The sequence below is a fragment of the Sphingomonas lycopersici genome, from assembly GCF_026130605.1.
Classification (GTDB): Bacteria; Pseudomonadota; Alphaproteobacteria; order Sphingomonadales; family Sphingomonadaceae; genus Sphingomonas; species Sphingomonas lycopersici.
In genome coordinates this window covers 726,241-738,152 of record NZ_JANFAU010000001.1, presented here as the reverse complement: position 1 = coordinate 738,152, position 11,912 = coordinate 726,241, and the positions used below count along the sequence as shown (strand labels likewise).

The following is an 11,912-nucleotide window of genomic DNA, read 5'->3' as shown; positions in this document are numbered from 1 at the left end:
CGCTCGTTATTTTAATCGTGATATATCAGTAATTTAGACAGGCACTCGCTCACCGGCCGGTCGGGTTGACAGCCCCGAAACGGAAATACATATAATGCTACCGAATTCCGGCGAGGCCCCGATCGGCCCGCCACGACCGATCAGAAAGCCGAACGGCAATGTCAGAAAATCCACCCGTCAAACCCACGATCCAGAGCGTCGAGCGGACCGAGGATCGCATCCTCACTTCCGATCTGTTCGAGGCGCGCGAGCGTACCTTCGCGCCGCGCAACGGCACCGGCACGTACCGCGAGCCGGCGCGCGATCTGCCGATCTATCACAGCTGCGACGTGCTGGTGGTGGGCGGCGGGCCTTCGGGGACCGCGGCGGCCTGGGCGGCGGCGCGGGCGGGGGCGGACGTGATGCTGCTCGAACGCTACAATCATCTCGGCGGGCTTTCGACCGGCGGGCTGGTCATCTGGATCGACCGCATGACCGACTGGGCAGGCGAACCCGTGATCCGCGGCTTTGCCGAGGCGGTGCTCGCCCGCCTCCCCGCGGAGGGCATCGCCGGGCCGCCGCCCGAACAATGGGGATCGCGCGATCCGCAACATGCCGCTTACTGGATGCCGCGCACCGCCGCCTTCCACGGCATCGTCGCCTGGTCGCCGACGATCGACCCGGAGCGGCTGAAGCTGGTTTCGCAGGAAATGCTGATCGAGGCCGGGGTGCGGCTGGCGTTCCACGGCTGGGCGGCGGTGCCGATCGTCGAGGACGGATGCGTGCGCGGCGCGCTGTTCGAAAGCAAGATGGGCCGCCAGGCGATCCGCGCGAAGGTGGTGATCGACGCGACCGGCGACGGCGATATGTTCGCGCGCGCCGGCGCCGATTTCGACAATGACATCGAACCCGCCGACACGCATCACGCGATGAACACCGCCTTCATGCTCGGCGGGGTGGACATGCAGCGCTGGCTCGATTTCCGCACCGGCGATCCCGCCGCCTATCAGGCGCTGCTCGCCAAGGGACGGGCGGAACTCGGCTTCTTCCAATGGCCCTATGTCTCGTGGCGCAACGATATCGCGCTATTCCTCGGCCCGCGCCAGACCGGCATGTCCGCACTCGACGTTGACGAGCAGACCGAAATCGAGGTCCGCTCGCATCGCTTCATGGCCAGCCATTGCGCCTTCTTCCGCGAACATGCGCCGGGCTTCGAGGATGCCTTCATGCTGCAGAGCGCGCCACAGCTCGGCGTGCGCCACACCCGCCGGCTGGCCGGCGTGGGGCGCGTCGAGCGGCGTCAGTGGAGCGAGGGACAGGTGCTGCCCGACGAGATCGGCGTCAGCCCCTCGGTCTCGCCCAAATTTCCGGTCATCTCGGTCCCTTATGGCGCGCTGGTGCCGCGGCGCCTCGATGGCCTGCTCGCCTGCGGCCGGCATGTTTCATGCGATGCCAATTCGCACGGCTTCCTGCGCGAGATCCCGCAATGCTGGCTGACCGGTCACGCGGCCGGCGCCGCGGCAGCGCTGGCGGTGCGCGACGGGGTGCAGCCGCGCGATGTCGACGTGGCCGCGCTTCAGGCGCTGCTGCGCGAACAGGGCGCTCATGTTCGCGAGCCGGCCCCCGCCGCGGTCGCGCGCGCCGCCAACGAATGACAGGCGCCTGAGCGCCGAGCACGGAGAGGAAAGATATGCCTGAACTGCGCAGCCTTGCCGCCAATTCGCCCACCCGCCGCTCGCATTGGCGCGCGCTGGGGCTGAGCGAGGCGGATATGCTCAAGCCCAAGATCGCGGTGGTCAATTCGTCGTCCGAACTCGCGGTATGCTTCGCGCATCTCGACGGGGTGGCCAAGGTGGTGAAAGACGCGATCCGCGCCGCCGGGGGCGTGCCGTTCGAGGTCCGCACCACCGCGCCCTCCGATTTCATCACCGGCGCGGCGAAGATGGGCAGCTATATCCTCGCCGCACGCGACGTCGTGACCCACGATATCGAGGTGCAGGTCGAGGCGGCGATGCTCGACGGGATGGTCTGCCTCACCTCGTGCGACAAGACCCCGCCAGGGCATCTGATGGCCGCCGCCCGGCTCGACATCCCCACCTTGCTGGTGATCGGCGGCTATCAGGCCTCGGGGATGATCGGCGACGAGCATGTCGACCTCGAGGATCTGTGGTCAGGCAGCGTCGGCGAGCGTTTCGGCAAGACGCCGAAATTCCCGATCGAGGACATGATCCCGCAGGCGGTGCGCGGCCCGGGCGTGTGCGCCGGGATGGCGACCGCGAACACGATGCATTGCGTGGTCGAGGCGCTGGGCATGTGCATTCCCGGTTCGGCCCCGGTGCGCGCCAATAGCGAGAAGATGTTCGACAAGGCGCGTGCGGCCGGCGCGCGCATCGTTGAGATGGTGCATGAGGATCTGCGCCCGCGCCGCATCCTCACCGAGGCGGCGTTCCGCAACGCCGCGGCGATGACGCTCGCGGTCTCCGGCTCGATCAACGCGATCAAGCACCTCCAGGCGACCGCCGTCGAGGCGGGGGTCGATGTCGATCTGTTCGCGATCTGGGAGGAAATGGGCCGCAAGGTGCCGGTGCTGACCGCGGTGCGCCCGAACGGCCCGGTGCGGATCGAGGGATTCGAGGATGCCGGCGGCGCGGCGGCGATGCTCAAGCGGCTCGCCCCGGTGATCGAGACCGATGCGATGACCTGCACCGGCCAGCCGCTCGCCGCGGTGATCGCCGACACGCCCGAAGGCGATACGGCGATCATCCGCCCGCTCGACGCGCCGATTTCCGACGGCCCATCGATCGTGATCCTCAAGGGCAGCCTCGCGCCGGCCAGCGCGGTGGTGAAGCTCGGCATCCGCGATCCCAAGCGCCCCGAGCGTTTCGAGGGCCGCGCGCGCGTGTTCGATCAGACCGCGCCTTTGCTCGCCGAAATCGAGGCGCGCACGCTGGAGAAGGGCGATGTCGTCATCCTGCGCGGGCAAGGGCCGAAGGGCGGCCCGGCGATGGGCGGCGGCGCATCTTTGGTGCTGTTCGCGATCGACGCGGCGGGGCTGGCACGCGACGTCGCCTTCGTCACCGACGGCCAGCTCTCCGGCCTGTGCCTCAAGGGGTTGACGATCGCCGAAGTCTCGCCCGAGGCAGTCGACGGGGGCCCGCTCGGCCAGGTGCGCGACGGCGATATCGTGCTGATCGACGTGCCGGCGCGACGGCTCGACGTGCTGGTCGACGCGGCGGAATTTGCCGCACGCCCCAATGAAGCGCAGCCGCTGTCCGCGCACCCGACCGGCTATCTCGATCTCTATCGACGCGGCGTGCAACCGATGGCCAAGGGCACCGCGCTGGTGCAGGAACCCGCGCGTCCATGACATCAAGAATATTGCGAAATTGATCCGATCCGGGCCGAGGGCGTCGCAAGAACGCCACGGCCCGCCAAGCGCCTCCAGGAGGGGACTATGTTCGTGCTTCCGGCTGATATCCGCCTGCGGGCGCGGGGCTGATATGCCGGCCGCGCCCCGCACCATCGACGTCGCCCGCGTCATCGACGACCGCGGGCTCGATCGGTTCAACTATCTGCTGATCCTGCTCTCCTGGCTGATCACCGTGTTCGACGGGTTCGACATGATGATGATCAGCTTCACCGCGCCGTACATGCGCGACGAGCTGGGACTGGACAAGCCGATGCTCGGCAACGTCTTTTCCGCGGGCATCCTGGGGATGATGGTCGGCGGCTTCGCTTTCTCCTATATCGGCGACCGCGTCGGGCGGCGGCGCACGATCGTCGCCGCGGCCTTCGCCTTCGGTTTGCTGACGCTCGCGACCGCCTTCGCGCGCAGCTATGAGGCGCTGCTGATCCTGCGCTTCGCCGACGGCTTCGCGATCGGCGGGATGCTGCCGCTCGCCTGGGCGCTCAACATCGAATTCGTGCCGAAACGGATGCGCGCCACGGTCATCACGATCATCATGATGGGCTACAGCCTCGGCAGCTCGCTCGCCGGCCCGGTAACGGTGTGGCTTGCGCCGCACCACGGCTGGGAAGGCGTCTTCGTGTTCGGCGGGGTCTGCACGCTGGTCTGTGCGGTCGCGCTGGCGATATGGCTGCCCGAATCGATTCGCTTCCTGACCAGCAAGGCGCTCAAACCCGATCTCGTCGCGGCGACGCTCAACCGCCTCTCCCCCGCGCTCGATGCGCGCGCCGAGGATCGTTTCGTACTTGGCGACGAGCAGACCGACACGGGCAATTTCACTGTCGGCAAATTGTTCGAGGGCCGGCTCGCGATCCTCACGCCGCTGCTGTGGCTCGGCTATATCATGAGCACGCTCGCGGTCTATTTCAAAGCCAATTGGGGGCCGATCGTCTATGAGGACATGGCGTTCAGCCGCGAGACGGCGGCCTATGTCTCCTCCTTTTCGGGGGTGATGGGCGCGGTGCTCGGGCTAACGCTGATGCGCTTCACCGATCGCTTCGGCCCGTTCGCGGTCGCGGTCTATCCGCTGTGCGCCGCGCCGGTGCTGCTCGCGGTGGGGCTGTTGCCGATGAACCCGCAGCTCTTCCTGTGGCTTTCGGTCATTTCCACTACCTTCGTCGGCGGGGCGCATTTCGGCATCCTGTCGATCGCCAGCGTCTTCTATCCCAGCGCGATCCGCGCCAACGGCGGCGGCTGGGCCACCTCGATCGCCAAGCTCGGCGGGATCGGCGGGCCGATCATCGGCGGCTATGTCCTGTCGAGCGGGATGCCGATCGTCCGCAGCTTCGCGATCCTCGCCTTGTGCCCCGCGATCCTTGCCGCCAGCGCGATCGGCATCGGGCTGATCGTGCGGCGCGGCAATCCCGCCGTCCTCCCCGGCGTCGCGGTTGCTCCGCGCGCGCGCCGGGCGCTATGACCATAGGTCAGGCATGACGGATCGGGGCGGAAGATGAGCGATGGCACGCAAAAGCGCGCGGGGCGGCGATCGGAGCAGCGGCGCGGCCCGCAGCCGGCGCTCGTGCCCCAGCGCGATGCGCTGAGGGAGCAGATCGACCGCATCGCCGACGACAAGGGACCGGCGATCAGCGAGCGCCATCTGCTCAACTATCGCACACATTTCCCCGAGGAAGCGGGCGACTACGATTATTTCCGCATGACCCGCGCGATCGTCACCGCCGCGCGGCGCTGGCGCAAGGTCGCCAACGATCGCGTCAAGCCGCTCAAGCAGACGATGGCGCGCTGGGAAACCCTGTTCCTCGTCGCCTTCGCCGAGCGCGATATGACGCAGGGCGAGATGGCCCGGCTGATCTCGGTCGAAGGGCCGACGATGGTGCGGATGCTCGATCTGCTTGCGCGCGACGGGCTGATCGAGCGCCGCCAGTCGGAAACCGATGCGCGGGTGACGACCAATCGCATCACCCCCGCGGGCACCGCGGTGATCGGCGAGATCATGAAGGTGACCAACAAACTCCGCAGCGAGGTGCTGGACGGCGTCGACCCCGACGATCTCCAGATCGCGCTCAAGGTGCTCAACCAGATCCTGCGCCGGCTCGATCAGTTGCGCTGAACCGTGCTGGCAAACCCCCTTCTCTGTCGATATAAGTAGCATTCTACCTTAAGGAGAGAAAGATGGTCGCGCTGACCGAGGCGGAACGAGCGATGGCCGACGGCGCGGAGGGCGCGGCGGTCGCCAAGGCGATGGACCTGTTGATCCGCTATGCCGACGCGCTCGGCGCCGAGCGTTTCGTCGAGACCAACAATGTCGCCGGCGTCCCCGGCTCGTCGACGCCGTGGCTCAAGAATTATTATCGCGCGGACGGCGGCGATTATCGCGCGATCTTCTCGCGTTTCGATCTCGATTCCGACGAGGTGGTCGACGTGCCGCGGATGAACGCTTTTTCCTGTCACCTGCAGGGCGGGATGGACCCGTCGCTGTGGCGCGATCAGGGGATGACCGAGGCGCAGCACGACAATTTCGTCTACGACGAGGGCCAGGTCGCCGCGCACGGCATCCAGGTGCTCAAGACCTGCACCCCCTATCTCGCCGGCAACGTGCCGGTGATGGGCGAGCATTGCGCATGGATGGAAAGCTCCGCGGTGGTCTTCTGCAATTCGGTGATCGGCGGGCGCACCAATTGCGAGGGACGCGAATCGACCAGCGCGGCGATGCTCGCCAAACGCATCCCCGATTGGGGCTTCCACCGCGACGAATACCGCCGCGGGCAGAACCGCGTGCGGGTCGAGGTGCCGGTCGACGATATCTTCGACTGGGGGATGCTCGGCTATTTCACCGGCGATGCGGTGCAGGATACGATCCCGGTACTCGACGGCGCGATCGGCGCGCCCAGCCTGATCCGCCACAAGCATTTCGGCGCGGCGGCCGCCTCGTCCGGCGGCGTCGAAATGTATCATATGGTCGGCATCACCCCCGAAGCCCCGACGATCGAGGCGGCGTTCGGCGGCGCGGCGCACGGCGAGGTCTTCGTCTACGACAAAGCGGCGCGGGCGCGGACCTATGAACAGCTCAACGCGGTGGGGAGCAACACCGATGTCGATTTCGTCATGCTCGGCTGCCCGCATTATTCGGTCGAGCAGATCGCCGAGGCCGCACGGCTGATCGAGGGGCGCCGGGTTTCGGCCAATAGCGAATTGTGGATCTTCACCTCGCGCGCGGTGAAGGCGACCGCCGACGCCAGCGGCTATACCCGGATCCTCTCTGCAGCAGGCGCCAAGCTGATGACCGATACCTGCTCGTCGATCAGCCAGGCGGTGCCCCCCGGCACGCGCGTCGCCGCGCTCGATAGCGCCAAACAGGTTCATTATCTGCCCGCGATCATGGGGATCGAGGGGTGGTATGGCACGACCGCCGACTGCATCGACGCGGCCTGCACCGGCAAGTGGAACGGGAGGCTCGTGGCATGAGCGACATCGAAACCGAATTGCGCCCGATCGTCCTCCACGGGCGCGGCGTCGTCGGCGGGGTGGCCGAGGGCGAGACTTTGGTGACGCGCGAGACGATCTCGGGCTGGGGCGGCGTCAATGCGATGACCGGCACCGTGATCGAGAGCCGCCACGAGCTGAAGGGGACGAGCTTCGCCGGCAAGGTGCTGGTCTTCCCCGGCGCGAAGGGCTCATCGGGCTGGTCGGGGGTGTTCCACACCGCGCGGCTGGCGGGCACCGCGCCGCTGGCGATGGTTTTCACCACGATGACCACCAAGGTCGCGCTGGGCTGCGTCGTGATGCGGGTGCCGTCGGTCGTCGATCTCGATCGCGATCCCTTCACGCTGATCGAGAGCGGAGACCGGGTGCGGGTGGACGGCGATGCGGGCACGGTGACGATCTGGAAACGCGAGCGCTGACGCGCCGCCCGCGTCAGTCCGCCGGGCGCGCGAGCCGATCGCGCGTGAGCCTTTCGAACGTCGCCAGATCGCAGCGCATCACATCCGATCCGCAGCCGGGAATCGTCAGATAGCTTCGGCTCGGCGGCGCGGCGCGGGTCAGCGGGGTAAGCTGCCTGAGCTGGTCCATCGACTGCGCCTGCTGGAACGCGCGGACGTAGCGACGCCCCGCCGCGTCGCGGACCAGCTCGAACCCGATCGCGCCGCCGGGGGCGATATCGTCGCGCGGATAATCGGCCATCGTCCAGTGCATGTCGTAAAAGCCGCCGAGCGCGGCAAGATTGCCATCGTGGCCGAACAGCAATGTCACGCGCGGCCCGTCGCCGGACAAGGCATCGACGATCCGTCTGACGAGCGGCGCGGCGACGCGCTGCGCGACATAGGGCGGCCGGACTTCATATTGAAACTTGGTCGGGTGGAAGCGCAGCACGGCCTGGATATCCGCCTTGCTCGCCCGGCCCCAGCCGACCTCGCGCATCGGCATGCCTTCGAGATATTGGAGCAGGATCGTCTGCCCGGCGGTCGATCCGAACGAGAGCCCGCCCTTGATATCCGGATTGTCGCCGGGGATGGCCTTGAGCGAGGACGCGGTGTCGACCGGCACGCCGACGATCCGCTCGAGCGTCGCGAAATCGGCCCGTCGCTCGGCGACGACGTGCTCCAGGCCGCCCGGCGGAAGTTGCGCCTGCGCTGCCGCCAATGCGCGGTCGCCGTCGACCGCCGATGTCGGGTGGAACTGGTCTTCGGCATCCTCGTCAGCCGGGTGATCGAGCACGACCTTGCACCCGGGCTGCAACGTTTCGAGAAAGGCTGAACCGGTCTTGATCGCGCGCGAACTGCCGCTCGACCAGGCCGCGATCGTGCCCGGCGCCGCGCAGCCCGTGGCGGGGAGCAGACCCTGCTCGGCGAACAGCATGCGATCATAAGCAGCGAGACGCTTCACCCCTTCTGCGCCGTGCGCGGTCAGATCACCCGCGGGGGTGGACCAGCCCGGCCACGCCTCCTTGGTCGTGCCGGCGGGCGTCGCCGGGAATTTGGTCGACGGGCGCACGCCGTGGCGCATCAGCATGACGACGCGTTCCACCGTCACCTCCGTCTTGCCGGGCGCGGGCGCGGCAAGCGCCGGGGCGGAAAGAACAGCGAGCAGAACACCGAGGAGGCGGAGGCGCGGCATAGGGTTCTTCATGGGCGGATTCCGTTGGATGCAGATTGCGGGGTATGCCGCGGGTGTGACCGATCGGTGACAGCAGGCGCCGGCCGTCACGCGCGCGATCCGGGCGAAATCGGCGGAATGCGCCGGCTAGGCGGGCAAATCTTAAATTTCCCTAATTTTTCGCGATGTCACAGAAGCGTAAATACGCCCGCCTAGTGCCCGTCCCGACGATCCACAACGATGGCGCGCGTCGGTGACTCTGTAGAAGATGTTTTGACACACGGGGCAAACCCGTAACTTCAACACGACTTCAAGAATAGTTTCCCGCACATCGGAGGATTTTCTGAAAACACGCAATTCATCGAATTGCGAAAACCGGGGGTTATTTGCCGTGCCTGTTTTCCTGAACAATCCCAAGAACCGTCTGCGGCTCCGCGCCGCGCTGATCGCCGTCGCCGTATCGAGCGTTTCGCTCGCCCCGGCGCCGGGATATGCGCAATCCGAAGCCGGCCCGCGCGCCGAGGGCCGCGTATCCGGCGTGGTGGTGAATGCATCGGGCGATTTCCTGCACGGCGCCGAGGTGCGCGTCGAGGGATCGGATATCGTCGGCGTCACCGACAGCGACGGCCGCTTCACGCTGCAGCGCGTGCCGGCGGGCACCCAGCAATTGAGCATAAGCTATATCGGCTTCGAGACCGGCCATGAAACGGTCGAGGTCGGCACCAGCGCCGCCGCCGAGGTCAAGGTGGCGCTCAAGCCCAGGACGACCGATACGGCGGGCGACATCGTCGTGAGCCGCAGCCGCCCGATCGCCGAATCCGAAGAGGCCGCGCTGCAGCTCAAGCGCGCCTCCACCTCGCTGGTCGACGTGATCGCCGCCGACAGCGCGGGGCGCTTCCCCGACCAGAATATCGCCGCCGCGGTCAGCCGCCTGCCGGGGGTCAGCGTCGGCCGCGATCAGGGGCAGGAGCGCTATATCAGCCTGCGCGGTTCGCCGGCGAGCTGGACGACGATGGCGTTCGACGGGGTCAATGTGATCAGCCCCGCCGGCCGCGAGACGCGCTTTGACACGATCCCGTCGTCGATCGCCAGCCAGACCGTGATCCGCAAGGCGGTGACCGCCGACATGCCGGGCGAGACCGTCGCCGGCAATATCAACATCGTCACCCGCAGCCCGTTCGACTATCCCGGCCTCAAGGCCTCGCTCGACGGGGGCTATGGCTACAACGATCTGGGCCAGGGCAAGCAATATAATGTCAGCGGCTTCCTGTCCGGCCGCTTCGCCAACGACACGATCGGCGTGCTGGTCGGCGGCTCGCGCTACGAGCGCGACATGGTGACCGACAATTTCGAGAATTCGTGGGAAATCGCGCCCGAGGATCAGGAGCCCGGCGGCCAGAACCGGATCTGGAACGCCAAGACGCAGAACAAGCTCTATCGCCTGAAGCGCAGCAACACCTCCTTCTCCGGGCGTGTCGAATGGCGCCCCGACAGCGACAACAAGGTGTTCTTCTCCTCGATCTACAGCCAGTTCCGCGACGACGAATTGCGCAACGCCTGGGTCTTCGATCTCGATCAGGACGCCAAGAAGACGAGCAGCAGCAAGGTCGGCACCACCACCGGCTATGCCGATATCCGCACCGGCAACACCCCGATGCGCGGCACGCTCTACGGCGCCGAGATCGAGAGCACGCTGAACTCCAATTCCTCGCGCCAGAGCATCTTCACCAATACGCTCGCCGGCGAGCACGAAATGGATACATGGAAGATCAAGTGGCGGCTGAACTACACCCGCGCCGACGATCGCAGCAAGCCGCCGTTCCAATCCTCGTGGAGCAGCCCCACCGATTTCACCAAGCGTCCCACCCTCGTCTACGACTTCACCGATCCGAACCTGTCGAAGGTGCAGTTGTTCAACACGGTGCGCAACGCGAACGGCACCTATAGCGCGGGCGCGGCGCGGCCCTATATTTCGCCGACCGAGCTGCAATTCCTGTCGATGACCCGCAACCGCCAGCTCGATCGCACCAATGCCTATACCGGCAAGCTCGATATCGAGCACAGCCTCGAACTGTTCGGCGCCAATACCGTCTTCCAGTTCGGCGGCGAATATGACAAGCGCACCAAGACCTCGCGCCGCACCGTGCTGGAAGTGACCCCCGCGACGCTCGCCGCCGCCGGGCTCGCCAGCCCCACCCAGGGGGATATCAGCATCGACACGCCCTATAAGGGCAAGCTGCCGCTCGGCTATGGGTTCAAATATTTCTCCAGCGAGCTCGGCACCGCGCTGTTCGACAAATATGTCGCGGCCGGCGCGGCACAGATCCAGAAGGATACCAGCCAGAAGAACGACTATCGCGTCACCGAGGAAGTCATCGCCGGCTATGCGATGGGCACGACCTATTTCGACTGGGGCAATATCGTCTACGGCGCCCGCATCGAGCGCATCAAGAACACCGGCTCTGCTTTGTCGATGACCAATAGCGGGTGGATGCCGACCGTCGTCTCGAACAGCTTCGTCTCGGTCTATCCCAGCATCCACGTCAATTGGGACATCAATCGCAATATGAAGCTGCGTCTTTCGGGCAATACCGGCGCGGCGCGGCCCGATTACGATCAGATGCGACCCAATTTCTCCTACAACGACACCGATCAGATCGTCTCGGGCGGCAATCCCAAGGCGAAGCCCGAGCGCGCCAAGGGCGTCGACCTCTATTTCGAATGGTACATGCCCTCGCGCGGCTTCTTCTCGGTCGGCGGTTATTACAAGGATCTCAAGGACATCCTCTACGATGTCGAGCTGACGCAATTCGGGTCGGACGTGCTCAACTCGGGCGGCATCGATCGGTCGGATTATCGCTATTCGACGATCGCCAACGGCGGGGGCGGCCATATCAAGGGCATCGAATTCGCTTTCTCGCAGCCGCTCGAAGGGCTGGCACGCTCGGCCGGGCTGCCCGATTGGGCGCAGGGCTTCGGCATCCAGACCAATCTGACGCTCAACGACTCGAAGGCGACGACACCCGACGGCCGCACCACCGATCTGCCCGGCGCCTCGCCGCTGATCTACAATATCTCGGGCTATTACGAGCGTTACGGCTTCTCGGCCCGCGTCAGCTATCAGTGGCAAAAGGCGTATCTCGACGCGATCGGCAGCGGCGATATTATCGGCGACACTTATTGGGCCAATGTCGCGCGCCTCGATCTGTCGCTACGCTATTCGATCAACGACAATATCCAGCTCTATCTCGACGCCAACAACCTCACCAACGAGGCCGGCATCCGTTATCAGGGGAGCTATTCGCGCCCGATCGAGCATGAGCTGTTCGGCCGCCGCTACCTCGCCGGGGTGCGCCTCAACTTCTGAAGATGAAACGGGGAGGCGCCTGGCGGCGCCTCCCGAACGCGAACCGGA

General features: G+C 66.2%; 8 protein-coding genes. 7 read left to right on the top strand and 1 reads right to left on the bottom strand.

The genetic code is table 11. The features are described from left to right. Positions 1–158 precede the first annotated feature (158 nt). The 6 genes from NED98_RS02955 (at position 159) to NED98_RS02930 (ending at position 7,305) form a co-directional block, all read left to right on the top strand. Positions 159–1,634, top strand: coding sequence for an FAD-dependent oxidoreductase (locus NED98_RS02955; protein WP_265311881.1), 1,476 nt, complete (start codon positions 159–161; stop codon positions 1,632–1,634). A gap of 35 nt (positions 1,635–1,669) precedes the next feature. After that, entirely contained in the window at positions 1,670–3,346 is a 1,677-nt protein-coding gene (locus tag NED98_RS02950; RefSeq protein ID WP_265311880.1) for a dihydroxy-acid dehydratase, read from the top strand. A gap of 133 nt (positions 3,347–3,479) precedes the next feature. Further along, complete coding sequence (locus NED98_RS02945) at positions 3,480–4,862, top strand: MFS transporter (RefSeq protein ID WP_265311879.1); 1,383 nt, start codon at positions 3,480–3,482, stop codon at positions 4,860–4,862. A gap of 33 nt (positions 4,863–4,895) precedes the next feature. Beyond that, positions 4,896–5,513, top strand: a complete 618-nt coding sequence (locus NED98_RS02940) for a MarR family winged helix-turn-helix transcriptional regulator (RefSeq protein WP_179514243.1) — start codon at positions 4,896–4,898, stop codon at positions 5,511–5,513. Between the two features lie 62 nt (positions 5,514–5,575). Next, a complete protein-coding gene (locus tag NED98_RS02935) occupies positions 5,576–6,868 on the top strand; it encodes an aconitase X (RefSeq protein WP_265311878.1) in 1,293 nt (430 codons plus the stop codon). Next, positions 6,865–7,305: an aconitase X swivel domain-containing protein gene (locus NED98_RS02930; protein ID WP_265311877.1), complete on the top strand. Its 441-nt coding sequence runs from the start codon at positions 6,865–6,867 to the stop codon at positions 7,303–7,305. Before NED98_RS02935 ends, NED98_RS02930 begins: the two co-directional genes overlap by 4 nt. Before the next feature lie 13 nt (positions 7,306–7,318). On the opposite strand, the gene NED98_RS02925 is transcribed toward NED98_RS02930, so the two are convergent. Further along, positions 7,319–8,518 (bottom strand): histidine-type phosphatase, encoded by a 1,200-nt coding sequence (locus NED98_RS02925; protein WP_265311876.1) that lies wholly within the window; start codon positions 8,516–8,518, stop codon positions 7,319–7,321. Between the two features lie 370 nt (positions 8,519–8,888). On the opposite strand from NED98_RS02925, the gene NED98_RS02920 reads away from it, so the two are divergent. After that, positions 8,889–11,864 carry a TonB-dependent receptor gene (locus NED98_RS02920; RefSeq protein ID WP_265311875.1) on the top strand — a complete coding sequence of 992 codons (2,976 nt, stop codon included), beginning with the start codon at positions 8,889–8,891 and terminating at the stop codon, positions 11,862–11,864. Positions 11,865–11,912 lie beyond the last annotated feature (48 nt).

What these genes read in the sequence shown, in the direction of transcription:
- NED98_RS02930 (WP_265311877.1), top strand. Translation starts at nt 6,865, where the DNA reads ATGAGCGACATCGAAACCGAATTGCGCCCGATCGTCCTCCACGGGCGC.
- NED98_RS02925 (WP_265311876.1), bottom strand. Translation starts at nt 8,518, where the DNA reads ATGCCGCGCCTCCGCCTCCTCGGTGTTCTGCTCGCTGTTCTTTCCGCC.
- NED98_RS02940 (WP_179514243.1), top strand. Translation starts at nt 4,896, where the DNA reads ATGAGCGATGGCACGCAAAAGCGCGCGGGGCGGCGATCGGAGCAGCGG.
- NED98_RS02945 (WP_265311879.1), top strand. Translation starts at nt 3,480, where the DNA reads ATGCCGGCCGCGCCCCGCACCATCGACGTCGCCCGCGTCATCGACGAC.
- NED98_RS02955 (WP_265311881.1), top strand. Translation starts at nt 159, where the DNA reads ATGTCAGAAAATCCACCCGTCAAACCCACGATCCAGAGCGTCGAGCGG.
- NED98_RS02950 (WP_265311880.1), top strand. Translation starts at nt 1,670, where the DNA reads ATGCCTGAACTGCGCAGCCTTGCCGCCAATTCGCCCACCCGCCGCTCG.
- NED98_RS02935 (WP_265311878.1), top strand. Translation starts at nt 5,576, where the DNA reads ATGGTCGCGCTGACCGAGGCGGAACGAGCGATGGCCGACGGCGCGGAG.